A 25,634-nucleotide genomic window follows, 5' to 3' on the forward strand; every position below is an offset into this window, starting at 1 on the left:
AACCGGCCGACGGCGAAGCAGGGGTGAAAGCCGACCCCTCCGGCGCCGGGATCAACGCCGAGTGGACCGGCACCCTCCCCGAGTAGCTATCGCTCGTATCTGACCTCTCCCTCGCTTACCGCGACCTGCCGCCAGAACACCGGAGTGCCCTTGACTTCGTAATCACAGTCTTGGGGGCCTGACGCCGAGCGAGCGAAAAGAAAGCAGGATTCGATCGTCTTCGCATCGCCGACCTCGGCTATGACGCGGAAGGCCACTCTCCGTTCTTCGCTGAGCTCTTCGAGGGCCGGCATGGCGAGACGTTCCGCGACCGGCCCTTTGTCGGGCATCCTGCGGTAAGAGACGGCGATCTTTCGCGGGACGTCGATCGCGATCGGTGTCGTGGTGAGCCGGTTCAGTATCGCTCCGGGAGGGGCGAAGTCGAGCTGTACCTGGTTCCACCCGCAGCCGTAGTTGATCAACCCGGAAACCGGCACCTTGAATCCCGCCGCCGGCCCGCTCTCCGCCGATACCGCTCCCTGCGTGATCGTGCCCGATGGTTCTGCGACAACCACGTCACCGACCTCGTAGAGGGCCACGGGCGGCACTTCGGCACAGGCCACGCCACTGTCGAACGAGATGATCACGTGCAGCTTCTCCACGGACTGTTCGCTCGCCAGTGCGTTGTTCACCGGGAAGACCAAGCGGTAGGACTCGTCCGACACCGCGGCGGACATCTTCACGGGTTGCGGTGGACCAGGTGCCGGTGAGCCGCTGTCCGGAAGAGCCACCCACACCGATACGGCGACGGCGACACTCACCGCCACCGCGACGGTTGCCCGCCTCGCCATGGTGAGCCGTGACCACCGTCTGCGACGGGAAGCGGAACGCACGTGTGTCGGCGAGGGTGTCGGAAGGGCCGTCTTATGGCCGCCTGTACCGGAGTCATCCGGCCGGGGCTTACGGGTTGTCTCCGGCTGGGCGGTGTCAGCCGGGCTTGTCCGCAGCGTGGTGGCGATTCCGGCGATGAAGTGCTTGATCTGGCTGTACACCAGGTCGCCGGGTGCGGCGGGTTTGCAGATGTCGATGTGGTTCGCGTCCACGGGAATGGGTGTCTGGCCGGGGAGGCCGGGGTCGGCCGAGCCCGCGTCGACCACATGTACCCCCTTGGTCGCCTGGGTCTCGTAGAAGATCTTGTGCTTGATATCCGTCGCCGGATGTGCGGCCCAGTTGCGGTATTTGGTGTTGAGCTGACGAAGATGCGCGCTGTTGCGTTCGAGGGCGTCGACCGCCGGGGTCTTGCGATAGACGACGCTCAGCGCCCTGACCACGGCATGGGTGACGATGTCGGACCCGGTGTGCGGGGTGGCCAGGAACACCACACCACGGGTGGCGGTGGCGAACTCGGCGTAGTCGGCACGGCCGTCGGCCGCGTGCAGCAGCATCTCCTTCACCACGAGCCCGCCCATGCTGTGGGTGACGAAGCACAAAGGACGCTGCCCGATCCCGTCACTCTCCAGCCGGGCCAGCAGGTTGATCGCCCGATCCTCGATCGGCATCGAGTGGCCCAGCCAGCGGCTCGATGCCGCGTCGTACCCCAGCGACCAGACGGACAATCCCTCGATGTCCCGCCCGAGCCACTCCGGCCAGAACGAACCTTTCCGCTTCGCCGACCAGCTCTTGCAGGCGTCGCCGTCGAGGCCGTGCACGAAAACGATGTCCAGTACCGGGTCGTCGTCCGTACGCACGTTGACGAGTTCGGTCACGGCTTGCCCCCACGTCGATTCCGGGCCGACCCGCCGCGACCTTGGCTTGTGGTGAACTGTCGTCGGGTACCGCGGTCGTGTTACGCCCGGCCACGGGCGCGGCGGAGACTCGCGCGTACGGCCTGGGTTTCGGGGTGACCGGCCCCCAGCATCCGCTTGTAAGCGGCGAGGGTGGCTTTGTACAGGGGGATCGCTTGCCTGAGATTCCCTGCCGATTCGTAGGCGCCGGCGAGGTTGTACCGAGAGGACAGCGTATGCGGGTGGCCGGGGCCGAGCACACGTTCGCGGGCGGCGAGAGTGGCCTCGTGCAAAGGGATCGCCCGCCCGAGATCCCCCGCCAGCCAGTAGGCGTAGGCGAGGTTGTTGCGGGACATGAGCGTGTCGGGGTGGTCCGGACCCAGCACCCGCTCACAGTCGGCGACGGTCGATTCATGGAGCGGGATCGCCTGCCCGAGTTCTCCCGCCATCTCGTAGGCGGCGGCGAGATTGTTGCGTGACGTCAGCGTGCTGGGGTGGTCGGGACCCAGGACCCGCTCGCGGTCCGCGAGGGTGGCCTTGTGCAACGGGATCGCCCGCCGGAGATTCCCCGCCATCTCGTAGGCGCCGGCGAGATTGTTGCGGGACGTCAACGTCTTGGGGTGGTCGGGGCCCAGGACCCGTTCAAAATCGGCGACGGTGGCTTCGTACAGGGGAATGGCCTGCACGGGATCTCCCGCTGCCCGGTACGCGCCCGCGAGGTTGTTGCGGGAGGTCAGCGTGTCCGGATGGTCGAGGCCCAGCACCCGCTCGCGATCGGCAAGGGCGGCCTTGTACAGCGGGATCGCCCGCCGGAGATTCCCCGCCGACGCGTAAGCGGCAGCGAGATTGTTGCGCGAGGTCGAAGTGTCAGGGTGTTCGGGTCCCAGTACTCGCTCACGGTCGGAGAGGGTGGCTTCATGCAGTGGGATCGCGTGGTCGAGATTCCCTGCCGACCGGTAGGCGTAAGCGAGGTTGTTACGGGAGGTCAGCGTGTCCGGGTGCTCTGCCCCCAACACTCGTTCACGATCGGCCAGAGCGGCCCTGTACAGCCGGATGGCCTCTCGGAGATTCCCTTCCGACTCGTAGGCGCCCGCGAGATTGTCGCGGGAGGCCAGCGTGCCGGGATGGTCCGGACCCAGCATCCGCACGCAGCCGGTGAGGCACCGGTCCAGGTATCCCGCCGCCATCGCCACTGTCCCCTGGTTCCCCAGAAAACGGCCCAGGTGACCGAGGACGAAGATGGTGTCGCCGGTGTCTTCCTCGGGGGCGGTGCTGCCGATGAGTGCTTGAGCGTGGGGCATCAGCAACCGCAGCCCCGGCCAGTCCTGGGGCGCCTCGGGGTTCAGCGGCCGGAGCGCCAGGGCCAGCGCGCGGGTGGCGTGGTCGCGCGCGTGTGCGACGTCGACCGGAGTGCGGTGAAGGTCATCGGGGTCGGGGTGCGGGTGACCGCCTGCACGAGCCGGTGCACGCTGATCACCTCACCGGCGCGGGTGATCATGGCGTAGGCGGCCAGGCGTCCCAGCGCCTTGATCACGGCGAGTTCGTCATCGAAACCATTCAGCAGCGCCGTGGGGATGTCGTCGGGGGCGTACCACGCCAGCATCCGCAACACCTTGCCCGCCAACGGTGTGTCGGCGAGCCGATCGAGGGTGACGCGCCAGATCCGGGCCATGGTTCGGTGCGTGTCCCCGCCCTCGGCGGTCTCGCCGTACATGGCGGCCGGGTAGCGGCCGAGCAGGTCCAGGTACTCGCCGGCGGAGGTACCGGTTTCGGCCATGAAAGCGCCGGCCTGTTCGATGGCGAGCGGCAGATGGCCCAGTTCGGCGCATACGGCGTCCGCGCCGTCGGTGACGGCGGCGGGGTCGTGCCGGGTCAGGATCCTGGTGAGCAGCTCGTGTGCCTGGCCGGGTTCCAGGACGTCGAGCGAGAGCGGCGTGGTGGCGATGTCGTGCCAGCCGGTGGTGCGGCGGCTGGTGATCAGCACCTGGCCCCCAGGCAGGCGTGCCAGCAACGTCGCCGCGTCATTCGGTCCGGGAAGGTTGTCCAGGATGAGCAGCCAGCCACCGTGCGTGGCCAGCCACCGCAGGCCGTGCTCGGTCTGCTGCTCCAGCGGCAGGGTTCCCACCGCGGGTTGCAGCGCGACCGCCAGGCACGCCAAGCCGCTCTCGATGGACGTGGGTGCGTCGGCGGTGATCCACCACACCAGGGAGTGGCCGGCGCGGTGCGTTTCGGCGTAGTGCGCGGCGAGCGTGCTCTTGCCGACCCCGCCCAAGCCGTGCACCGCGGTCACCACCACCGACCCTGACGATGCCGCGAGCGCGTCCCGCAGCCGCCGCAGGTCCCCGCCACGGCCGACGAACAGCGCGGACCGCTCCGGCAGGTTGATCAGACCGGCAGGAGCGTCGAGCTTCTCCATCGGCGTGACGACCGCGGGTACGTGGACGTGCTGCGCGTAGGTGTTGTGCTGGACATTGTGGTTTCCCACCTGCACGCCGCGGAACTCGTAGGCGGGGGACGGTTTTCCGTCGGAACCGTAGGGGTTCGAGGGCATCGGCGACGACGTCAGCCGAAGGTGTTGGTCTGGGTGTTGTGGTCGCCGATCTGCACGCCTTTGTTGCCGTGCAGCAGCACCCGGTACTTTCCCGCCTGGGTTCCGGCGGGATCGGTCAGCTCCAGGACCTTGAGCGCCGCCGCCACGAGCTCTTCATCGGCCCCCGCGTCCGCCGCGGTCAGCGCTGTCTCGAGATCGCCCGGCGCGATCACGTCGGATTCGACCGCCGCCACCACCGCGGGCGGCACGGAACCGCCACGGCGCAACGTGCGCAGGGCCAGCGTCTTCACCCCCGCGTACGCGTCCTTCACCGCTGTCGACGCCGTCTCACGCGTCCCGGCCGCCGCCCCGGCGGCCAACGCCGCGACCACCAGCTCCACCGACTCGAGCACACCGAACCCCTCACTTCGCACGGCCGTCAATCATCGATATCGGCCAGCAAGCCCAGACCGCTACAACCTCGTCACGTCACCACCAGACGCCATGCGAAGAGGGAAGCCGATTCCGGGGTAGCGCCAGCACCACCCGCGTTCGGGGGTCACTCCCCTGGTTCCCCACTTCGCCTGCTTCTAGCGTCTTTCCCATGAACAACAGCAAAAGCGCACTGGTCACCGTTTCGCTCTGGCTCGTCCTCCTCGCCAGCGCCGCCGCCAACTCGATCGGCGAGTTCGCGGGAATGACCTGGACTTACCGCATGATCGCGGGTGGCGTCTCGGTCGTCTGCATCGCGCTTCTGGTGATCCGCTACCTGGCGCGACGCAAGGCCTGACCCCCCGGAAGACCACAGACGGTTCAGCTGATGAAGCCCGCCGACTTGAGCCAGTCACTGGCGACCGTGGCGGGCTTCTGGCCGTCGACGCTGACCTTCTTGTTCAGGTCCGTGAGCGTCGCGGTGTCGAGCTTCGCGGCGATCTGCGTGAAGACCTGCTCCAGCTGCGGGTACTTCTGGGCGAGCGAAGTGGCGATCGTGATGGCGGGGTTGTACGTCGGGAAGAAGTGCTTGTCGTCCTCGAGCACGGTGAGGTGCTGTCCGGCCACGCGCCCGTCGGTGGAGGCGACCGAGCCGAAGCCGCACGGGTCCCCCTTGCCGATGCTCGGATAGACGACGGCGTCGTTGAGCAGGTGCACCTGCGGGTCGGGCAGGGTGAACCCATAGGTCTTCGCCAGGCCGGGGAACCCGTCGTCCCGGCTCTTGAACTCCGGGCCCATACAGGTCGAGGCCGCGGCCGGGTCCCGCTTCACCAGGGCCGCGTAGTCGGACAGCGTCTTGACGCCGGTCCGGGCCAGTGTCTCCGGGTTGCCCGCGAGGGCGTAGGTGTCGTTGGCGGGCGAGCGTGCCCACCAGGTGACACCGTTGGCGGTGTCGGCCTGTTTGACCGCTTCGTACTGCGCCTGCGGATCACTGATCGGCTTGGTCTGGTTGAGGTAGCTGATCCAGGCGGTGCCGGTGTACTCCCAGTACAGGTCGACCGCGCCGCTGGTGAGCGCCTGACGGACGTTGCTCGAGCCGGTGATGTTGGTCTTGTCCTGAGGGCTCGCCCCGGCCGCCCGCAGTGCGACGAGGGCGATCTGGCCGAGCAGCAGCTGCTCGTCGAACTCCTTGGAGCTGACGCGGATCTGGGCGCCGTTCAGCGCGTCGATCTTCTTGATGGATCCCGCGCCCACCTGAGCGCCGGTCTCGTCCTTGCCGATCGTGCAGCCTGCCGCGAGCGACGCTGACGCGACGAGCGCGAGCACGGCGGCGGTCGTGCGCTGGAGCATCCGCATGGGTGGTCCTCCTTGAAGTCGGTCGAGCTACCTGCCGCGCGGGTGCAGGACCTCCTCGGCGACCAGCCCCAGCCAGTCGACGAAGAGCGCCAGTGCGGCGACGATGATGCCGAAGGTCAGGCTCAGGATCGGGCGGTTCAGCCCGATCCCGGCGACGAGCCCGCCGCCGAGACCGCCGCCGTCGATGAACGTCGCCAGCGTCGCGCTCGCGACGGTGAGCACCAGCGCGGTCCGGATCCCGGCGAGGATCACCGGGACGGCCAGCGGCACTTCGATCCGCCACAGAACGGCCGTCTTGCCCATGCCCATGCCGCGCGCGGCGTCGACGAGGGTCGGGTCGACGCCGTCGAGCCCGACGATCGTGTTGCGCAGCACCGGCAAGGTCGCGTAGACGACGAGCGCCGTCACCGCCGTCGCGGTACCCGTGCCCATCCAGAGCGCGAGCAGCACGACGAGCCCGATCGACGGGATCGCCTGGCCGAGGTTGCCCAGCCCCAGGCCGATGGGCCGGGCCCAGCGGGCGCCGTCACGGGTGAGCAGGATGCCGAGCGGGAGGGCGATGGCGACGGTGCACACCGTCGAGATCAGGGTGAGCCGCAGATGCGCGCCCAGTTCGGTGAGGATCTCGCCGGGGTTGAGGAAACGCTGTTCGATCGAGTCGAGCGGGTGCGCGCGCACGATCATGAAGAGCGACAGCAAGGCGAGGGCCAGCAGGACCGGGCGCACCAGCAGTCCGAGCCGCCGCCGGCGCGGCCGCGCGAGCACCGTGGTGTCCGGCCCAGGTGCCTCCTCCGCGTCCGGGATCGCGGGCGCACGTACCTCGTCGGTGGGCCTGAGCGCGGCGACGAGGCTCGGCACGTCGCACACGCCCAGCGTCGGCACGGTGCTGTCCTCGGTGACCACGACCGCGGTGCTGCCGGTCCGCACCATCACGTCCAGCACCTCCAGCAAGGTGGTGTCGGGCCGGACCGGAGGCAGTTCGTCCGGCCCGTCCGCCTGCCGGAGGTCCAGGTCACCCACCCGGATCAGCGCGAGCCGCTTCAAGTTCCGCTTCGAGCCGACGAAGCTCGCGACGTAGTCGTCCGCGGGCGCGGCGAGGATCGCCTGGGGCGTGTCGTACTGAGCGATCACGGATCGCGGCCGCAGCACGGCGATCCGGTCGCCGATCTTCAGCGCCTCGTCGAAGTCGTGGGTGACGAACACGATCGTCTTGCGCACTTCCCGTTGCAGGCGAAGGAATTCGTCCTGCAGCCGGGCGCGCGTGATCGGGTCGGTGGAGCCGAACGGCTCGTCCATCAGCATGACCGGCGGGTCCGCGGCCATCGCCCGCGCCACCCCGACGCGCTGCTGCTGACCGCCGGAAAGCTCACGCGGGTACCGGATGCCGTGCTCGCGGGTCAGGCCGACGACGTCGAGCACTTCACGCACGCGGTCGGCGATGCGTCGCCGGGTCCAGCCGAGCACCCGTGGCACCACGCCGATGTTGGCGTCCACCCGCAGATGCGGGAAGAGCCCGATCTGCTGGATGACGTAGCCGGTGCTGCGCCGGTGTTCGTCGAGGTCGAGCGCCGACACGTCGGTGCCGCCGACCGTGACGACGCCCCCGGTGGGCTCGACGAGCCGGTTGATCATCCGCATGGTCGTCGTCTTGCCGCATCCCGACGGACCGGTCAGCACGACGATCTCGCCCGCGGGGATCCGCATCGTCAGGTTTTCGACCGCCGGTACCGCTCGTCCGGGGTAGTGCTTGCTGACGTCCCGCAGCTCGATCGTCTCACCACCCATTCCGGCTGATGCTTCCCCGGACACCGCCGGGGCCACCGCTCGCGGGACACGGCGACGTCGCCGCGTGGTCAGCTTGCCGACCACCACGAAGGCCAGGTCGAACAACAGCGCCAGCACCATGATCCCGAACGTTCCGGTGAGGACCTGGTTCAGCGAGTTGACCGAGCCGAACCGGCCGAGCCCGTCGAAGATCTCGTTGCCGAGGCCGGGGCCCTTGACATACGCGCCGATGGCCGCGATACCGATCGTGATCTGCGTCGAGACCCGGATGCCGGAAAGGATCACCGGCCAGGCCAGCGGCAGGCGCACGCGGAACAGCAGTCGCGCGCGGCCGAACCCCATCCCACGCGCCGCGTCCACCACCGCCGGATCGACGCCGCGCAGCCCGACGATCGTGTTGCGCGTGATCGGCAGGAGCGCGTAGAGCACCAGTGCGAACAGGACATTCGTCAGTCCCAGTCCGAACGGGCCGATCAGGATGCCCAGCAGCGCGATCGACGGGATGGTCAGGAACGCCGCCGTCGTCGTGGTCGCCATCGCGCCGAGCCACCGCCGACGATAGGTGAGCAGGCCGAGCGTCATTCCGATCAGCACGGCCAGCGCCATCGCCGCCAGGGTGAGATCCACGTGCAGGATCGCGTCGTTCACGACGTCGATCCAGTTCTCCCGGAGGTACTCCGACAGGCTCAGGGCGCCGCTCCTCGACGTCGCAGGGCAGAAAATCGCCGACCACTCCAGCTTCGACCGGGTCTCAGCCCAACATGTTCACGGGCTCCTGTCCACAGCTCGACGTAAAGATTCGGGACGCGGCCTTGGGAACCCACACGGTCACCGCTGCCCCTAAACTGCGCGACGATTCGATGGCCGAAGGGTGCGGGATGACGAACGAGGTGCTCCAGGACCGGTACGTTCTGGTCCGGGAACTCGGCCGCGGCGGAATGGGAGCCGTGTGGCTCGCCCAAGACCGGCTCTTGGGGCGTCAGGTCGCGATCAAACAGCTCCACACGCTCGACAGTGGTCACGTCGCGTCCCAGCGCTTCATCCGGGAAGCCCGCCTCGCCGGTCAGCTCAGCGACCCGCACATCGTCACCGTCTACGACGCCTTCGAGCACGATGATGTCCCGCACGTGGTCATGGAGCTGCTGGACGGCACCGATCTCGCCGACCACGTCGAACACCACGGCCCCTTGCCCGCGCGTCGTGTCGCCGAGATCGGGCTCGGCCTGCTGTCCGCGCTGACCACCGCGCACACCGCCGGGATCGTCCACCGGGATGTCAAACCCGCCAACGTCATGCTGCCCGCGGGCTCCGTCAAACTGACCGACTTCGGCATCGCCCACTCGGCCACGGACACCCGGCTGACCAGCACCGGCCTGTTGATCGGCTCCCCCGCCTACATGGCGCCCGAGCGGCTCAACGGCCACGACGCCACACCCGGATCCGATCTGTGGGCGCTGGGCGCCACCCTGTTCTACGCGGCCGAAGGGCGGCAGGCGTTCCAGCGGGCCAACCTCGAAGCCACCATGGCCGCCGTCCTCACCGAGAAACCCGTGCTCGACATCGCCCGCGGGCCGCTCGCCGACGCCATCACCGGCCTGCTGGCCCCGGAACGCTCCCGGCTGGATGCCGACGCCACGCGTGCCCTGCTCGAACACGCCCGTGACGGTGACTCCGTCGGACACCCACGGCGGCATCGGACCCGCCTGCTCTGGCTTGCCGCGGCCTCCATCGTCGCGGTCACCGCCGCGGCGATCCTGTGGCCCGGTGGCGATGACCGGAACAGCGCCGCACCGGACTCCACGAAACCTTCGGCGTCACCGACCGTTCAGCCACCGTGTCACCTCGACTGGATCGAGGTCTCCGGCGCGGCGGGCCAGCGGCCCGGCATCACGATTCCCCGAGACTGCGCGCCGCCCGCTTCGCTCGTCACCAACGACATCACCACCGGTACACGCGGTGAACCGGTCGCGGACCGCGACGACGGCCGGCTCCAACTCGACATCAGGACCGAAGCGCTCTCATGGTCGGGAAAGCTGGTCCGGTCGACCTGGAACCTCCAGGCCGCGCCGGAAATCCTGAAGGGGCACCGCGCCGGAGACGGCCTCGCCGGAATGCGCCCCGGCGGCAGGCGCGTCATCATCGTCCCGCCGCACCACCCGTTCTGGTCCACTTTGGACACTTTTCCGCCTGGCGCCTCGTCCTGGCCGTCCGACGAAACCGTCGTCCTGGTCGTCGACCTCGTCAGCTGAGCCCGCCCGGAAGAATTTTCCGGGCGGGCCAAGCGCTTTAGGACACCTTCGGCGTCGCGCGCACGCCATGATGCACGTACGGCTCACCCGTCGGCAAGCTGTAGAAGGTGACCGGCGTCCAGGTCTGGGTACCCGGCGCACGGCAGACGTAGAGCGAGTCGGCCACCGGGACCAGGTCGAACTCCTGCGTCTTCTCCGGCACCAGTTCGGCCAGCGGACCCGTGACGGTCTGCCGGAGCCGGAGTCCGTCCCCTTCGGACAGAACCTCCATCAGCACGCCCGCCCGTTCGTAGACACCGACGTGCCGGGCCCCGTCGACGGTGACCGGGGTCGCCGGCGGTTCCAGCGGCCGCGGCATCGCCACGTCGGCGAGTTCGGCGAAAATCTCCCGGTACAGCTCCTGGAACAGGTCGCGCGTGTTTCCGCCGTTGGTGAGCAGCGTGACGGCGAGTCCTTGATCGGGCAGCAGCCGCAGGAACGCCGACTGGCCGATCGTGTTGCCGTCGTGGCCGATGACCCGCCGTCCGCTCCAGTCGTCGCGGATCCAGCCGAGGCCCCAGGAGTCGCCGAGCGAGTGCTTGTCGGGGATGTCGGTCTGCTTCTCCGCCATCGCGGTGGCGGACGCCGTCGTCAGGATCCGCTCACCAGACGGGGTGAGGCCGCCGGTCAGGTGCAGCCGTGCGAATCCGAGGACGTCCTTGGTCGTGGCGGTGATCAGCCCCGCCGGGCCCATGGCCCGCGGCAGTCCCCAGACCGGCGCGGGCCGCTGTTCGTCGTCCGCGCCGTCGACGTGACCGACGGCGGCGCGGAACATCAGCGCTTCCTCGGGCAGGGTCACGGTGTGGGTGAGGCCGAGCGGGGCGAACAGCTTATCCCGCATCGCGGCGTCCCAGGTCTGCCCGGTGAGCTTCTCGATCACCCGGCCCATCAGCACGAAACCCGAGTTGCAGTAGGAGAACGTCTCCCCGAGCGGATGGTTCTGCGCGGCCTGGTCGAGGATCTCGACGTAGCGCTCCAGCGTGTCGTCACCACGGCCGGTGTCGGTGAAGACGTCGCCGTCGATCCCGCTGGTGTGTGTCAGCAGATGCCGCATGGTCACCTGTTTGGCGACGTCCGGGTCGGCCAGCCGCAGTTCCGGGACGACGTCGGCGATCGGCGCGTCCAGATCGAGAAGTCCTTCGTCGACCAGCTGCATCACCACGGTCGAGGTCCACACCTTGGAGATCGAACCGATCTGGAACACCGAATCCTCGGTGACCTCCACCCCGGTCGCCGTGTTGAGCACGCCGTAGGAAGCGTGGACCTCGGTGTCGTCACCGATCCGCGTGATGCCGAGTGCCGCACCGGGAACACGGTACTTGCGCGCCAGTTCGGCCAGGCGGCGCCGCCAGTGCGCCGCCTCGATCGGCACCCGCGACACCCCGTCCGCCGGAGCCGCGTACTGCTCGACCCAGTCGAGGACACGACGGTTGAAGTCGAGACGGTGCGAGGGCGGACCCTCGAGGATGAACAGATGCGAGCCACCGGGGTACAACACCATCCGGGCCGGGACGCCCCTCGCACGCAGAGCGCCGAACCACTGCTCGGCCTGACCGACCGGGCACCGCTCGTCCTCCGCGCCCTGGATGACCAGCGTCGGTGTCCGCACCTGCGCGACCTTGGCGAACGGCGAGAACTCCTCGTTGGCCTTCTCCCACGACTTGCCGCCGATCTCACCGACCGCCAGGTAGTGCCCCGCGTCCGAAGTGCCCTCCATGCTGGTCAGATCGCTGACCACGCCACCCGCGACAGCGGCGGCGAAGCGGTTGTCGCGGCTGGTCAGGTAGCAGGTCATGAACCCGCCGTAGCTGTAACCCGCGACGGCGAGACGGTCCGCGTCGGCGGTCCCTTCGGCGACCAGCTGGTCCAGCGGTTCGAGGAAGTCGCGGGAATCGGCGGTGCCCCACCCGCCCAGAGCGCCCGTGAAGAAATCCTCGCCGTAGCCGTCGCTGCCCCGCGGGTTGAGCAGCAGTACCGCCCAGCCTCGCGCGACGAGCGCCTGGTGATAGAGGTGGATCGAGTCTGCCGCGCCGTTCCACGCGTTGTGCGGGCCTCCGTGGATGTCGAGCAGCAGCGGCGCGGCGCCGGACCGGGCAGGGTCCCGCAGCAGCCAGCCGTGGACGACGGTGCCGTCGCCGATGGTGAATTCCCGTTCCTCGTGACGGAAAAGTTCGACGTCGGCGACTGAAGCGCCGTGTCGCGTGCGCACGTCGACAGCGCCGGTGACCACGTCGACGACCGCGATCTCACCGAACGAGGTGCCCGTGGCCAGGACGACCACCACCGTGCCTGCCGCGATGTCCATTCCGGACACGACCCGGTCCGCACCCGCGAGGACCGCGCGCGGGTTCCCGCCGTCGGTGTCCACTCGGTACAGATGAGTGCAGCCGCGGTCGCGGAGACCGAACAGCACGGAACCGCCGTCCTCGGTCAGCTTCGGGAGCGCGCCGGGGTAGCCCGAGCCGCCGGCCATCACGTTGCGGTCCAGCGACGCCGTCAGGTCGACGGAGTCGCCGCCGTCGAGCGGGACCCGCAGCAGCCCGAGATGCCCGATTTCGGTGTCACCCCGGCCGGTGACCAGCAGTTCGCGGCCGTCGGCGGTCCAGGTGACCGGACCCGCCATGCCTTCGCCGGAGCCGACCAGCCGCGGCTCGGCGGTCTTCGTGGTCACGTCGAGAACGTAGGCGCCGGAACGGAAAGTCAGGTCCGCGTCGGAGTCCCGTCCGGCGGAGAACGCCAGGTGCGTGCCATCGGGCGACCAAGCGGGATCGCCCGCGTGCCAATCGCCGAAGGTGACCTGCCGGACTTCGCGGGTGGCGACGTCGAGGACGTGCAGATGCTTGCGGATGGTCTTGATCAGCCCGGCGCCGTCGGCCTTGAAGTCCAGCCGCTCCGCCACCACCGGGGCGTTCGCGGGTTCGCCGTCCGCCAGGTCGACCGCGGCCGAGAACGCGATCTTGCCGCCGTCCGGGCTCCACACCGGGCCGCCCGCCCCGAGCGGCAGTTCGGTGATCTGTTCGGCCTCCCCGCCCGACGACGGCAGGAACCACACCTGCGGCGGGCCGTCCTTGGCGCGGAGGAACGCGATCCGCGTGCCGTCCGGCGCCCAGCTCGGTGCCAGGTCGGCGGTGCCGCGGGTGAGCTGCCGGGCTTCGCCGGTGGTCGCGCCGACCTCCCAGAGCGCGTGTTCGTTCCGGTCCTCGTCGCGGTCGGCGGTGCGCAGGACGTAGACGATCCGGCCGCCGTCCGGTGACAGCGAAGGCTGGCTGGGGACGGCGATTCCGTACAGGTCGTCGAGACCGAGACGTCGGGTCATGGTGCGCTGGCTCCTCTGGGGATGGCGAGCTTGTGGCTCTCGTTTTCGCTGAAATGGCAGGCCGCCGAGTGACGTCGTTGTGCCGCGTCCTCGGTCGGATCCGCCTGGAGGCAGAGTCCGCGGTCGGCGCGGACGAGCGGGCCGACCGGACATCGTGTGTGGTAGCGGCATCCGGCGGGCGGGTGATGCGGGTCGGCGGGCTCGACGTCGGCGGTCGGCTCGTCGGCGCCGGTGTCGAGCAGTGAGGTGTGCGCGGACGGCGCCGCGGCGAGCAGGTCCCGCGTGTAGGGATGCTGCGGATCGGTGAGCACCTGCTCCGCCGGTCCGACCTCGACGATGCGGCCGAGGTACATCACCGCGACGATGTCGCTGAGATAGCGGATCACCGCGAGGTTGTGCGAGATGAACAGCATCGACAGACCCAGCCGCCGTTGCACGGACCGGACGAGGTTGAGCACCGCGCCCTGCACCGAGACGTCGAGCGCGGAGGTGATCTCGTCCGCGATCAGCACCTCGGGCCGCCCGGCCAGCGCGCGGGCGAGCGCCACCCGTTGCCGTTGGCCACCGGAAAGCTGCCCCGGCAGGTGCCCGGCGCGGTCCGGGTCGAGGTTGACCAGTTCCAGGAGCCGGGCGACCTCGTCCCGACGCGCGGCGCGGCCGGGAAGAACGCCACGCGGGATCGCCTCGGTGATGGACTCGCCGATGCTCATCCGGGGGTCCAAAGAGGAATACGGGTCCTGGAACACCATCTGCAGCGGAGGACGCCGGGGCAGTTTCCGGACGTCCACCCCGCCCAGCAGGACCCGCCCGGCGGTGACCGGCGAGAGCCCGACGGCGGCGCGGGCCAGCGTCGACTTCCCCGAGCCCGATTCACCGACGAGCCCGACGACCTGTCCGGAAGGGACGGTCAGCCCGACGTGGTCGACAGCGGTGAGCCCGCGCCGTCCGCCGTACCGGACGCTCACCGCGTCGAAGACGAGATCGCTCACTCCGCACCTCCGGCGGTCACGGTTTCCTTGTCAGGCAACGAAGACGTCTCCCAGCACGCGACGCGATGCCCTGATTCCACCCGCTCCAGCACCGGGTCTTCGAGACGGCACCGGTCGGTCACCAGAGGGCACCGGTCGGCGAAGGCGCAGCCGGTGGGGACGCGATCCGGTTCCGGCGGGCGGCCGGGGATCACCGCGAGCGGCGCGTCGCGATCGGTCTCCAGGTCGAGCGTCGCGGCCAGCAGGGCCTTCGTGTAGGGATGCCGCGGCGTCCCGTCCGACGGCAGGTCCTCCACCACCCGGCCCGCGTACATGACCAGCATCCGCTCGCAGGTCTGCGAAACGACCGCGATGTCGTGGCTGATCAGGATGATCGCCGTGTTCCGCTCGCTCCTGGTCCTGGCCAGCAGGCGCAGCAGCTGCCGCTGCACGGTGACGTCCAGCGCCGTGGTCGGTTCGTCGGCGATGATCAGCCGCGGGTCGCCCATCAGGCCCATGCCGATCATCGCGCGCTGCCGCATCCCGCCGGAGAACTCGTGCGGATACTGTTTCGCCCGCCGTTCGGCCGCCGGGATCCGCACCGCGCGCAACCGGTCCACGGCCCGTTCGAACGCCTTGGCCCGCGGAAGCCCCTGATGTTGTTCGGCGACCTCGGCCAGCTGACGGCCGATCCGCCTGGTCGGGTTGAACGAGGTCATCGGATCCTGGAACACCATCGCCAGCGACGTGCCGAGCAGCTCGCGCAGATCCCGTTCCGGGGTCGTCAGCACCGGTTTCCCGGCGAAGTCGAGCCTGTCCGCGGTCACCACGGCCGGCGCTTCGACCAGCCGTGACACCGCCAGCCCGGTCAGGCTCTTCCCCGAGCCCGACTCGCCGACGACGCCGATCGCCTCGCCTGCGCGGACGGTGAAGCTCACCCCGCGTACCGGGACGGTCCAGCCCGTCGGACGCGGGAACGCCACCTGGAGGTTCTCCACCACCAGCACGGCGTCGTCATGCTCCTCGGTGGCGCCCTCCCTGGCGGGGGTGACCTGCCGCGGCGCGAGCTTGCGCCCTCCGGTACGGACACCGATCACCCCGGCGACGGTCTCCCCCACCAGGTTGAAGGCGAGCCCGGCCAGTACCACCGCGACGCCCGGCGCGAGCGCGGCCGCCGGGTTGATGTAGATCCCGTTGAGCCCTTCACCGAGCAGCCGCCCCCAGTCGTAATCCGGTGCCTGGACACCGATGCCGAGGAACGACAGCCCGGAGAACGCCAGCAGCGCGGAGCCCGCGCCGATGGTCGCGTTCACCACCAGCGGTTCGCCGATGTTGGGCAGGATGTGCCGGACCAGCAGGCGGATCCGGCCGACCCCGGAGATCCGGGCTGCGGACACGAAGTCCTGGCCCGCCACGGAAGCCGACAGGGTCTGCGCGAGCCGCGCGAACGCCGGTGCCAGCGCGAACCCGACCGCCAGCACCGCGCCGTGGGTGCCGACGCCGAAGATCACCGAGAAGAACAGCACCAGCAGCAGCCCTGGGAACGCGACCGCGATGTTCACCGCCGAGGTGACCAGCCGGGCGGCGGGCCTCGGCAGCAACGAGGGCAACGTGCCGAGGATGAACCCGGCCACCACCCCGATCACCGTCGCGAGCACGGCCAGCAGCACCGAAAGCCGGGTCGCCACCAGGACCCGGAAGAGGATGTCACGGCCGAGGTCGTCGGTGCCCAGCCAGTGCGCCGCCGACGATCCTTGCGCGATCGCTTCGGTGTCGATCTCGAAGGCCTTGTCGTGCCACAGGATCGGGGCCAGCACGGCGAGCGCGACCACCACGAACAGCAGGGCCGCCGCGAACGCGCCCACCGGGGTGCGCAGGGCCGCGAACCATTTCGCCATCTCAGTTCTCCCGGATCGTCGAACGCGGATCGAGGACGGCCAGCAGCACGTCGACCGTCAGGTTCACCAGCAGCACCCCGATGCCGTAGACGAGCACGATCCCCTGCACCAGCGGATAGTCCTTCTGCAGGATCGATTGCGCGATGGTCGAACCGAGACCGGGCCAGGCGAACACGTTCTCCACCAGCACCGTCCCGGCGACCATCCCGGTCAGCATCAGCCCGCCCATGGTCAGGGTCGCGGTCAGCGCGTTCGGCAGCGCGTGCCGGAGGTAGACCATCCGCGCGGGCAACCGTTTCGCCCGCGCTGTGCGGATGAAGTCCTTGCCCAGTACGGAAAGCGTCTCCACCCGGACGATGCGGGAGAGTACCGAGGCCGGGCCGAGCGCCAGCGCGATGATCGGGAGGACGAGCGAACCGGCGCCTTCGCTCCCGGCCACCGGGAACCAGCCGAGCTGGACCGCGAAGAACGCGACCAGCGCGACTGCCACCAGGAATTCGGGAATGGCCGCGAGCAGCACCGTCGTCGAGGTGAACGCCAGTTCGGTACCCCGCCGCTGCCCACCGCGGGTCAGCACCGCGAACAGGAGCCCCAGCGGGATCGCCACCGCGATGACCACCGCGAAGGCGGGCAACGCGAGCTGCAGGGTGGCGGGCAGGCGGTCCCCGATCACCTCGGAGACCGCCTGCCCGCTCGTCATCGACGTCCCGAAGTCACCGGTGAACAGCCCTCCGAGGTAGTGGAGGTACTGCTGCCACAGCGGATCGTCGAGTCCGAGGGCCGCGCGCCGCGCGTTCACCAGCTCGACCGGTGCGGTCAGGCCGAGCGCCGCCCGGACCGGGTCGCCGGGGATCAGCTGGATCATCAGGAACGCCGTGGTGACCAAGACCCACAGCGAAATCGCGAACCGGCCGAGGCGACGCGCGGCGAACGAGAGCCAGGGATTGCCGCGCAACCCGGCCGGGGCGAGCGCGACCGCCATCAGCTGTACATCCGGATGCTCGACGGGTCGATCGTGCCGAAGTTGACCTTGAATTTCGCGTTGCTGCCGAAGATCGGGATGACCGAGTTGACGTAAGGCACGACGTCCAGCCGCTCGATGAGCGCCGATTCCGCCGCCAGCCAGGTCGCACAGCCGGAGTCGCCGGGCAGCCGCGCCGCCTGGGCGGCCTGCGACGTGTACCGCTCGTTCTCGATATGCGCGAAGTTCGTGCCGCCGGGCGGTTTCGGCCCGGAGACGAACGAGCTGATCTGACTCGGCAGCAGCAGGGTCACCGGTGCGAGCGAGATGTCCCACTCACCGGTGCTGAAGAGCACCTGGCTGGTCCCCGGACTGTCGAGACCCTTGAGCGTCACTTCCGCACCGGCCGCCTTCCACGACTGCTGCATCAGTTCGGCGGTGGGCGCCATCGTCGGACCGAGCTGGGTGCCGTAGATGGCGGTGAGCGCGAGCCGTTTGCCGTCCTTGACCCGGACGCCGTCCGGTCCCGGTTTCCAGCCCGCCGCGTCGAGCGCGGACTTGGCCGCGGCGACGTCGAACGCCGGCAGCTTGCCGCTCACCGCGTCACCGGCGCAGGCCTTGGGTTCGACGGTGACCATCCCCTGGCTCGGCGCCCCGGAACCGCTGGTGAGCACCTTCCCGATCTGGGCGAGGTCGAGAGCCTGCACCAGCGCGCGGCGGACGTTCTGGTCACCGCCAGCCCGGCCGGGCGCCTGGTTGAAGAACATCTCGCCCATCGGCACGGACAGCTCGCCGTGGAACAGCTTCTGGGCACGCAGGCGCTGCTGGTCCTGGCCGACGATCCGGGCGGCGTTCAGCTCACCGGACAGCAGCAGGTTCGACGTGGTCGTCATGTTCTGGATGACCCGGAAGACCACCTTCTCCGGCAGACCGGGCTGCTCAGGCCGCCAGTCCCCCGGTCCCCACGCGTAGTCCTTCCGCCGGGTGAGGGTGTAGTGGTCGTTCGGCACGATCTCGGTCATGGTGAACAGGCCGGTGCCGTACTTTCCCTTGGCCAGCGCCGATCGGTCGGTCACGCCCTTGCCGCAGACGATCGGCATCCCGCCCAGATTGCGCAGCAGGAACGCGTCCGGCGCGCCGCTGGTGAGCGTGATCGTCCGCGCCGCGTCGTCGGCGGTCGCCTTGGTCCCCGGCGCGACGGTGAGCCCGGACATCGGGGACTTGTTGGCGGGATCCCCGACGAAGTTGATGTTCGCGGCGACGCCGCTCGCGGTCAGCGGGGTGCCGTCGTCGCAGGTGATCCCGTTCCGCAGGGTGAAGGACGCCGTGGTCGTGGTGGCTTCGAACTTCTCGGCGAGTCCGGGGACCGGTTTGCCGGTCTCGTCGAGGTTGATCAGGCTGTCGTAGAGGTAGCGGCCGATCTCCAGGGCGGTCGAGAGCACCGTCATCGCCGGGTCGAGCGCTCCCGGATCGGTGCCGATCGCCATGGTGAAGGTCTTGCCTTCGGTGAGTTTCTGGTTCGCGGTCCGGTCCTGCCCGGATTGCGACGTCCCCCCGCACGCGCTCACGGTCAAGGCCACCACGCTCGCGATCGCGGCGGTGAGCCGGGCTTTCTTCATGCGGTTCTCCTACTGGGTCACGGTCTGCGCACGGAGGTGTTCGACGGCGAGCCGGGCGGCCTCGCCGATGGCGGAATCGACCGCGGGCAGGCGGTCGGCGAGGGAGTCGGCGCGGGTGAACACCGCGACCGCGTACCGGCGCCCGTCCACCTGGGTCACCACTCCCGCTTCGTTGCGGACGGCGGGAAGCGTCCCGGTCTTGGCCGCGATCCCGACTCCGGCGGGGAAGCCGGACGAGATCCGGTGCGGCCAGATCTGCTGGGCCATGATCGTCCGCACGCGTTCGCAGGCGGCCGGGTCGCCCGCGCGGTCGGTCCAGATCGCGTCGAGCAGTTCGGTGATCTCACGCGGGGTCGACGACGTGGTGCGTTCCGGGTCGAGCACCGCGAGCTTCCACAGCTGCTCCTCGCTTGCCGCGGCGAGGACGGCCTCCAGGTCGTCGTCCGGTTTCGCGCCGAGATCGGCGATCACCGAGGCGAAGAGGTCTTCGCAACAGCCGATCAGCCGTGTCCTGGTGAGGCCAAGGTCGGTGAGGACCTTGTCGACGGCGTCCTGCCCGATCCGGTGGTAGACGAGGTCGGTCGCGGCGTTGTCGCTCATCGTCAGCATGAAATGCGCCAGATCGCGCCAGCTCATCTCGACGTCGTCCGCACAGCCGGCGGTACCGATGCCGCCGATCCGGTAGCGCGCGGTGACGCGGGTCCGCTCGGTTTCGTCGAGCCGCCCGGCCGCCACCTCACGGGCGAAGGCGACCGCCACCGGGATCTTGAACACCGACGCCAGCACGACCGGATCGTCCGCGCCGACGCCGACCTCGGGGCCGTCGGGGACGCCGACCTCGCGCGCGTGCACGAACCCGCGCGCCCCCGCGTTCGCGAAGACCGCTTCGATCTCGTCGGATATCGCTGTCACCGGCTCACCCGCCGGTCGGCCCGTCCGGTGTGGACGAACATCGCCCGTCCGGTGCCGTCGTCACCGACGAACGCGTGCGGCATGTGCAGGCCGAGCCCGTCGTGTTCGACGACCAGGGTGTCGCCCTTGTAACCGAGCAGCTTGCTCTTCTCCGGCCCCGTTCCGAGATCGGCGAAGATCCCCTTCGGCGTGCGCTCCAGCCACAGTTCGCCGTCCTCGTCCTGGCTGACCACGATGTCCGCGACCTGCGACGAGTATTCGCCGACGTAGCGGGACGGGTCGGCCGGGGTCTCCGCGGCGTCGGGTTCGGGCAGCGGCGGGACCTCGACGCCCGCCAGGTCACCCAGTACCTTCCCGAAGATGTCCCGGTAGAGGTGCATCGGCTTGCCGCCGTTGGTCAGCAGCGCCACCGCGACGTTGCTGCCCGGCACCACCCGCAGGAACGCGGACTGGCCGATGGTGCCGCCGTCGTGGCCGATCACCGGGCCGCCGTCCCAGTCGAAGATCATCCAGCCGAGCCCCCACGCCCCGCCCATCAGGCCGAGGTAGGGCAGTTCGACCTGACGTTCCCACATGGCGCGGGCGGTTTCGGGCTTCAGGACCTGTGTGCCGTCGTCCGCGCGGCCCTCGTTGAGGTGCATGCGCACGAAGGTGAGCAGGTCGCGCGGCCGCATCGCGAGATGTGAACCGGCCGGGGCGTTCGACCGGGTCAACGCCCAGACGGGCGCGGCCACCGGCTCGTCGTCCGGTGTCGGCTGGATGTGGCCGATCGCGGCGCGGTAGCGGATCGCGTCGTACGGCCCGGCGGCCGCGTGGGTCAGCCCGAGCGGGGCGAAGAGGTGCTCGCGCAGGCAGTCGTCGTAGGACTTGCCGCGCAGGACCTCGACGATCCTGCCGAGCACGCAGTACCCGGCGTTGTTGTAGGAGAACATCTCTCCCGGCTCGAACAGCTGGGGGACGTCCGCCAGCGTCGCCACGAGCTTCGCGACGCAGTCGTCGCCCTGCCCGGTGTCGGTGAAGATGTCGCCCTCGAAACCGGAGGTGTGACAGGTCAGCTGCCGGACGGTGATCCGCGCCGCGGCGGCGTCGTCGGCGAGGACGAACTCGGGAAGGTAGTCGCGGACCGGCTTGTCGAGGTCCAGCCTGCCCTCGTCGACGAGCTGCATCGCCAGGGTGGTCGTCCACACCTTGGTGATCGAGCCGACCTGGAAGACCGAGTCCACTGTGGACTCCACGCCGGTGCCCTTGTTCAGGACGCCTGCCGCGTGGTCGATCACCTCGCCGTTCGCGAAGACCGCGACGGCCGCGCCGGGCACCTGATGCTTCGCCAGGAGCGGGGAAAGATTCTCCGCGAGCCAGGTATCGATTTCGGAAAGTTTCGACATGGGCATCCTTGTCCGTGGAAAGGGTGGTCCGGCGGTTCCCGGAATGCTAGGACGGTGACGGGCGTCACCGGTTCGTGCGGAACGACGAGAGCGACGGGAAAATTCATCCGTGCGGACGAATCATTCGCTCCCGGCCTCGGGAAGCCTGAGCCATTCGACGGCCTGCGCCGCCGCGAAGCCGATGAACGCGTCCCGCTCCGGCACTCGCGACCGCCCGTCGACGGCGTCGGTGAAAATCCCTACCGCGTAACGGCCCCCATCCGGGTACTCGACCACACCGACCTCGTTGCGCACCGACGGCAGGGTCCCGGTCTTGCCGCTGACGCGGATCCCGTCGTCCGGGAACCCCGACCGCAGCCGGTGCGGCCACACCTGGAGCTCCAGCCAGCGCCGGACGTCCGCGCACGCCGTCGGCGAGGCGGCCTCGTCGCGCCAGATCAGCGCGAGCAGCCGCGTGATCTCTTCGGCCGTCGTGGCGCAGGTGTGCTCCGGTTGCAACGCGCGCAACGCCTGTATCTGCTCGATCGACAGCTCGGACAGCGCTTTCTCGTCGTCCTCGTAGGAGATCCCGAGGTCCTCCCCGATGCTTCCGAGCACCTCGCCGCAGTCCTGCGGGACCGTGGTGTGCTCGAAACCGAGACGCCGCAACGTTTTCTCCGTCTCGGCCTTCCCGACGCGGGCGACGATCAGGTCGGTGGCGACGTTGTCGCTGATCCCGATCATCAGGATCGCGAGGTCGTACCAGGACATCGTGATCTCGTGCCGGAAGGTGGCGAGACCGTACGGGCTCGGCGTGGGATGCCCCGGCGGGACCGTGACCGGCTCGCCGAGGTCGAGCCCGCCGTCAGCGGCTTGCCTGGCCAGTTCCAGCGCGACCGGGAGCTTGAAGACCGACGCCGTGACGACGGGTGTGGTCTCGTCGATCCCGATCCGGCGGGTGCCGTCGATTTCGGCCGCGTGCAGCCGGACGCGGACGCCGGTCTCCTTCGCGCGGGCGTTGATCGTTTCGATGACTTCAGCGGCGGTGGGCATGGGGACTCCTGTCTTGTGAGTGGCGAGTCTCGTGAGTGGCCGGGGAAAGCTGCTGTGGCCGTGAGCGAGGTTGCGAAAGCCACTTTCGCAACCCTCAACGTTGCGAAAGTCACTTTCACAACGTCTTCCGACGCGCCACCGCACCAGGTGAGCGTCGGGCCGAGGTGGTCGTCTCAGCCGCCGGCCGCCGTGTCGCGAAAGCCACTTTCGCGACACGGGATGTCCCGAAAGTGGCTTTCGCGACCTCGCCGGAGAGGTGCCGGCACCAAACCACCGGCACTCACGACCCCGCCGAGCTGGGACTCGCGGTGGCGAAGGTGAACTGCGCCGGGTTCTGCGGCACCCAGAACGCCATCACGGCGGTGAGGAACGTGGTCACGATGAGGAAACCGAACGCGGCGGTGTAGGAGAAGGCGTCGGCGAGCCAGCCCATCGCGACCGGGGCGACCGCGCCTGCCACCTGGCCGCCGAAGTTCATCACTCCCATGCCGATCCCGGTGACCGCGGTGGGCAGCACGCGCAGCGGCAGGCCGAAGACGGCCATCGTCGCCATGCCGAACACCGCGAGGGCCAGCGTCTCGTAAAGGGTGAACTCCGCCGTGCTGTCCGCGTTCACCATCAGGATCAGCAGCACCACGGTGACCAGTGCGATCGAACTGAGATACCAGCGGCCGTGGTCGTGGAAGTAGCGGTCGAACAGCCAGCCGCCGAGGATGGTCGTGCCGATGCTGACCAGCATCGGGATCGCCGCGAGGACACCGGTCTGGTTCAGCGTCAGTCCCCGTGCCTCCAGCAGGTAGCTGGGCACCCAGGTGATCAGGCCGTAGTTCAGCATGTTGGTGGCGCAGAACAACAGGGTGAACTTCCAGACCACAAAGGACTTCAGCACCTGTTTGCGGGACACCTCCGGCGTCTTCGCCTCGGTGCGGGGAAGGCTGCTCAACGACTTCGGCAGCGCCTTGGGCAGCATCGTCCAGACGACAACGCCGATGATCGCGCCGATCCCCGCCATCCAGAAGAACGTGTGCCGCCAGCCGACCGCCATCAGCAGCGGGCCGACGATCAGCGGCGCCAGCCCCGCGCCGATCCCGCCCGCGGACAGCATCACGCCGGTCACCGTCGCACGGTTGCCGGGAGTGGTCCGTTCGGCGATCGCCTTGAACGAGGCGGCCGGGAAAAGTCCCTGGCATACGCCGAAAAGCCCGCGGACGAGCAGCAGCATGCCGAAGGTGCCCGCCATCCCGGTCATCGCGGTGAACGCCGACCAGGCCAGCAACGTCACCAGCATCGGCCCTCGCGAGCCGTACCGGTCGGCGAGGAAACCCGCCGGGATCTGGCAGACCATGTAGACGAGCGCGAACACGGTCACGAGCCAGCCCTGCTGGGTCTTGCTGAGGTCGAACTCGGCGCCGATCATCGGCAGCGCCATCCCGATGGAGAACCGGTCGATGTAGTCGACCGCCCAGGCGAAGACCATCACCACCATGGTGATGAGCGCCGTCCGGTTGACCCGCCGCGCTGTCCAGGTGTCCTCATTGACCACTGTCGTCATGGCGCCTCCGCGGAAACGTTGGGAGAGAAGGAGAACGGCGAGGGTGGCGCCGATCACTCATTCTGAAACGCGCCCGGCGGGTGGAGTTCGTGCGATCTCACGAACATCCGCCGCCGTTTCAGGCCGGGCTGACCAACGTCAGTCTTCGGCGCCCGGCGGACCCGTCCTCGCGTCGCCGGGCAGCAGCCGCAGTTGCACCATGGCGGCGAACCGCTCTCCCGCGTCGTCGAGGTCGATCTCGCCGACCTCGGCGAGACGTCGCAGGCGATAGCGGAAGGTGTTCGGGTGGACGTAGGCCGCCGCGGACGCGGCGCCGATGTCACCGAAGGCGTCCAGCCAGCACCGGAGGGTGTGCACCAGTTGTGACTGGTGCTGGGTGTCGTAGGCCAGCAGCCGCGCGACAGGTCCTGTCGCGACGTCTCCCCTGGCGGCGGCGAGGTCGGCCAGTTCCAGCATGAGCGCGTCGACGTGGACGTCGTCGGAAGTGGCGACGCGCTTCCCGCCGGCGTTGGTGAGCAGCACGCGCAACGCCCTGTCGGCGCCGTCGCGCGAGGCGCGCAGGCCGGAACCGTCGAGCGCGAGCGGTCCGATGCCGATCGCGGCCGCCGCGCGCCGTCCGGTGCGTTCCAGGAAGGTCGACGCGACCCGCACCGAACGCTCCTGACAGTCGTCGTGGCTGCCGGGCATCGGGACGATGCCGTACGCGACGTCTCCCACGAGAGCGACGGCCGAACGCGGCTGCACGGCACTGAGGTGCATGGCCAGCGCGTCGGCGATGCGCTGACGGTCCGCGATCAGGCGGAGGTCGTCTTCGAGCGCGGGCGCGCCGAGCAGGCCCATGGCGAGCACGATCGACGGCTGGCCGAGCAGACCGAGCCGGGCGATGGCCTCCGGCGCCCCGGAGCCACCTTCGAGCGCCGTGCTCACCAGCTCCGCGCGCAGCCGCCGTTCGACGTCGGCGCCCGCGCGCAGCCGGAGCATGTGCAGCGCGACGAGTCTGGTGGCGTCGATCAGGGCCTGGGTCCGCTCCTCGCTGAGCGGCTCCCGGACCGCTGCCCAGATCGAGCCGAGTATCTCGTCGCCGGCGCGGACGGCGAGCGCCACCCGCGGAATGGCGATGGCGATGTCGTCGTAGCGCTGCGGGTCGACGTAGACGGGTGTGTGGTCGCGGTGCAGCTTCTCGAAGACGCCGTCCCGTTCCAGGCCTCGGGTGAACCGTTCCGGCACCTGGCGGCCGAGGATGGTCTCGACGCGGGAGGGGTCCGCCTCGTCCTGCCGCCCGGAGAACGCGAGGACGCGGGAGTTGCGGTCCTCGATGGTCACCGGCGCGTCCAGCAGAGCGGCGATCGCGTTGGCCAGCGCGAAGAGATCACCCGACGGCATCCCGCCGAGGGTCTGCGGCGAAACCTCACCGACGTCGTCCTCGGCGAGCAAGGTCCTGAGCAAGGCGGCGAGATGAGCCCAGGACGCGCCGCGCGCCAGCCCGAGCAGGGCGACCCCGGACGAGTCCGCGGCTCGCCGGAGTTCCGGCGCCGGGGTGACGGGAGAACGGACGACGAGCGCCGCCGCGCCCCTCGCACCCACGTCGTGCAGAAGGCGGACGACCTCGTCCTGCTCCCGCACCCCGACGCCGAGCACGACGGCTCCGCCAGGGATGTCGGATTCGTCGTGCGGATCGTGGATGACCACCCCGCCGAGCCGCTTACGGGTGGTCCTGCCGACCGCGATCGGCTCCAGGAGCACGTCCCCGAGGTCCTCGAGGACGCGTCCCAAGCTCGTATGCGGCTTGCTGGGCACCGGTGTCAGCACCCCCCGAAGTTAAACCCGGTTTCGCCGA

At 69.5% G+C, this 25,634-nt stretch carries 18 protein-coding genes; 2 read left to right on the forward strand and 16 right to left on the reverse strand.

All coding sequences use genetic code 11. The features are described from left to right. Positions 1–86: 86 nt before the first annotated feature. The 4 genes from AMYAL_RS47940 to AMYAL_RS0134275 form a co-directional block, all read right to left on the reverse strand. Positions 87–1,745 carry an esterase/lipase family protein gene (locus tag AMYAL_RS47940; RefSeq protein WP_020635816.1) on the reverse strand — a complete coding sequence of 553 codons (1,659 nt, stop codon included), beginning with the start codon at positions 1,743–1,745 and terminating at the stop codon, positions 87–89. Positions 1,746–1,825: 80 nt separating this feature from the next. After that, positions 1,826–3,064 carry a tetratricopeptide repeat protein gene (locus AMYAL_RS47945; RefSeq protein WP_020635817.1) on the reverse strand — a complete coding sequence of 413 codons (1,239 nt, stop codon included), beginning with the start codon at positions 3,062–3,064 and terminating at the stop codon, positions 1,826–1,828. 41 nt (positions 3,065–3,105) lie between these two features. Beyond that, on the reverse strand, positions 3,106–4,314 hold the full coding sequence (locus tag AMYAL_RS47950) for an ATP-binding protein (protein ID WP_026467674.1): 1,209 nt from the start codon (positions 4,312–4,314) through the stop codon (positions 3,106–3,108). A gap of 11 nt (positions 4,315–4,325) precedes the next feature. Next, positions 4,326–4,706, reverse strand: coding sequence for a hypothetical protein (locus tag AMYAL_RS0134275; RefSeq protein ID WP_039795969.1), 381 nt, complete (start codon positions 4,704–4,706; stop codon positions 4,326–4,328). Between the two features lie 191 nt (positions 4,707–4,897). Here AMYAL_RS0134275 and AMYAL_RS0134280 point away from each other — a divergent pair, with 191 nt between their 5' ends. Continuing rightward, positions 4,898–5,083 carry a hypothetical protein gene (locus AMYAL_RS0134280; RefSeq protein ID WP_020635819.1) on the forward strand — a complete coding sequence of 62 codons (186 nt, stop codon included), beginning with the start codon at positions 4,898–4,900 and terminating at the stop codon, positions 5,081–5,083. Positions 5,084–5,106: 23 nt separating this feature from the next. On the opposite strand, the gene AMYAL_RS0134285 is transcribed toward AMYAL_RS0134280, so the two are convergent. Next, positions 5,107–6,081 carry a glycine betaine ABC transporter substrate-binding protein gene (locus AMYAL_RS0134285; protein WP_020635820.1) on the reverse strand — a complete coding sequence of 325 codons (975 nt, stop codon included), beginning with the start codon at positions 6,079–6,081 and terminating at the stop codon, positions 5,107–5,109. A gap of 27 nt (positions 6,082–6,108) precedes the next feature. Next, positions 6,109–8,514 (reverse strand): ABC transporter permease subunit, encoded by a 2,406-nt coding sequence (locus tag AMYAL_RS51130; RefSeq protein WP_020635821.1) that lies wholly within the window; start codon positions 8,512–8,514, stop codon positions 6,109–6,111. A gap of 230 nt (positions 8,515–8,744) precedes the next feature. Here AMYAL_RS51130 and AMYAL_RS47955 point away from each other — a divergent pair, with 230 nt between their 5' ends. Then, complete coding sequence (locus AMYAL_RS47955) at positions 8,745–10,115, forward strand: serine/threonine-protein kinase (protein WP_020635822.1); 1,371 nt, start codon at positions 8,745–8,747, stop codon at positions 10,113–10,115. 37 nt (positions 10,116–10,152) lie between these two features. Here AMYAL_RS47955 and AMYAL_RS0134300 read toward each other — a convergent pair whose 3' ends face one another. The 10 genes from AMYAL_RS0134300 to AMYAL_RS0134345 all read right to left on the reverse strand — a co-directional run bounded on the left by AMYAL_RS0134300 (position 10,153) and on the right by AMYAL_RS0134345 (position 25,606). Continuing rightward, positions 10,153–13,470 carry a serine hydrolase gene (locus AMYAL_RS0134300; protein WP_020635823.1) on the reverse strand — a complete coding sequence of 1,106 codons (3,318 nt, stop codon included), beginning with the start codon at positions 13,468–13,470 and terminating at the stop codon, positions 10,153–10,155. Continuing rightward, positions 13,467–14,459, reverse strand: a complete 993-nt coding sequence (locus AMYAL_RS0134305) for an ABC transporter ATP-binding protein (protein WP_020635824.1) — start codon at positions 14,457–14,459, stop codon at positions 13,467–13,469. Before AMYAL_RS0134305 ends, AMYAL_RS0134300 begins: the two co-directional genes overlap by 4 nt. Next, positions 14,456–16,336, reverse strand: a complete 1,881-nt coding sequence (locus AMYAL_RS0134310) for a dipeptide/oligopeptide/nickel ABC transporter permease/ATP-binding protein (protein ID WP_020635825.1) — start codon at positions 16,334–16,336, stop codon at positions 14,456–14,458. Before AMYAL_RS0134310 ends, AMYAL_RS0134305 begins: the two co-directional genes overlap by 4 nt. Position 16,337: 1 nt before the next feature. Next, entirely contained in the window at positions 16,338–17,318 is a 981-nt protein-coding gene (locus tag AMYAL_RS0134315) for an ABC transporter permease (RefSeq protein ID WP_020635826.1), read from the reverse strand. Continuing rightward, positions 17,318–18,916 (reverse strand): ABC transporter substrate-binding protein, encoded by a 1,599-nt coding sequence (locus AMYAL_RS0134320; protein WP_020635827.1) that lies wholly within the window; start codon positions 18,914–18,916, stop codon positions 17,318–17,320. The genes AMYAL_RS0134315 and AMYAL_RS0134320 overlap by 1 nt, the downstream gene beginning before the upstream one ends. 9 nt (positions 18,917–18,925) lie before the next feature. Next, positions 18,926–19,828 (reverse strand): serine hydrolase, encoded by a 903-nt coding sequence (locus AMYAL_RS0134325; protein WP_020635828.1) that lies wholly within the window; start codon positions 19,826–19,828, stop codon positions 18,926–18,928. After that, positions 19,825–21,213 carry a serine hydrolase domain-containing protein gene (locus AMYAL_RS0134330; protein ID WP_020635829.1) on the reverse strand — a complete coding sequence of 463 codons (1,389 nt, stop codon included), beginning with the start codon at positions 21,211–21,213 and terminating at the stop codon, positions 19,825–19,827. Before AMYAL_RS0134330 ends, AMYAL_RS0134325 begins: the two co-directional genes overlap by 4 nt. Before the next feature lie 120 nt (positions 21,214–21,333). Further along, positions 21,334–22,245 (reverse strand): serine hydrolase, encoded by a 912-nt coding sequence (locus AMYAL_RS0134335; protein WP_020635830.1) that lies wholly within the window; start codon positions 22,243–22,245, stop codon positions 21,334–21,336. Positions 22,246–22,525: 280 nt separating this feature from the next. After that, entirely contained in the window at positions 22,526–23,797 is a 1,272-nt protein-coding gene (locus AMYAL_RS0134340; protein ID WP_020635831.1) for an MFS transporter, read from the reverse strand. 138 nt (positions 23,798–23,935) lie between these two features. Continuing rightward, on the reverse strand, positions 23,936–25,606 hold the full coding sequence (locus AMYAL_RS0134345; RefSeq protein ID WP_020635832.1) for a PucR family transcriptional regulator: 1,671 nt from the start codon (positions 25,604–25,606) through the stop codon (positions 23,936–23,938). Between the last annotated feature and the right edge of the window lie 28 nt (positions 25,607–25,634).

Source organism: Amycolatopsis alba DSM 44262, from assembly GCF_000384215.1.
GTDB classification, from domain to species: Bacteria; Actinomycetota; Actinomycetes; order Mycobacteriales; family Pseudonocardiaceae; genus Amycolatopsis; species Amycolatopsis alba.

Coding starts and splice junctions, on each gene's coding strand:
- AMYAL_RS0134320 (WP_020635827.1), bottom strand. CDS start 18,916: ATGAAGAAAGCCCGGCTCACCGCCGCGATCGCGAGCGTGGTGGCCTTG.
- AMYAL_RS0134285 (WP_020635820.1), bottom strand. CDS start 6,081: ATGCGGATGCTCCAGCGCACGACCGCCGCCGTGCTCGCGCTCGTCGCG.
- AMYAL_RS47955 (WP_020635822.1), top strand. CDS start 8,745: ATGACGAACGAGGTGCTCCAGGACCGGTACGTTCTGGTCCGGGAACTC.
- AMYAL_RS0134315 (WP_020635826.1), bottom strand. CDS start 17,318: ATGGCGGTCGCGCTCGCCCCGGCCGGGTTGCGCGGCAATCCCTGGCTC.
- AMYAL_RS0134340 (WP_020635831.1), bottom strand. CDS start 23,797: ATGACGACAGTGGTCAATGAGGACACCTGGACAGCGCGGCGGGTCAAC.
- AMYAL_RS47950 (WP_026467674.1), bottom strand. CDS start 4,314: ATGCCCTCGAACCCCTACGGTTCCGACGGAAAACCGTCCCCCGCCTAC.
- AMYAL_RS47945 (WP_020635817.1), bottom strand. CDS start 3,064: ATGCCCCACGCTCAAGCACTCATCGGCAGCACCGCCCCCGAGGAAGAC.
- AMYAL_RS0134330 (WP_020635829.1), bottom strand. CDS start 21,213: ATGTCGAAACTTTCCGAAATCGATACCTGGCTCGCGGAGAATCTTTCC.
- AMYAL_RS0134300 (WP_020635823.1), bottom strand. CDS start 13,470: ATGACCCGACGTCTCGGTCTCGACGACCTGTACGGAATCGCCGTCCCC.
- AMYAL_RS0134310 (WP_020635825.1), bottom strand. CDS start 16,336: ATGGCGAAATGGTTCGCGGCCCTGCGCACCCCGGTGGGCGCGTTCGCG.
- AMYAL_RS0134280 (WP_020635819.1), top strand. CDS start 4,898: ATGAACAACAGCAAAAGCGCACTGGTCACCGTTTCGCTCTGGCTCGTC.
- AMYAL_RS0134335 (WP_020635830.1), bottom strand. CDS start 22,245: ATGCCCACCGCCGCTGAAGTCATCGAAACGATCAACGCCCGCGCGAAG.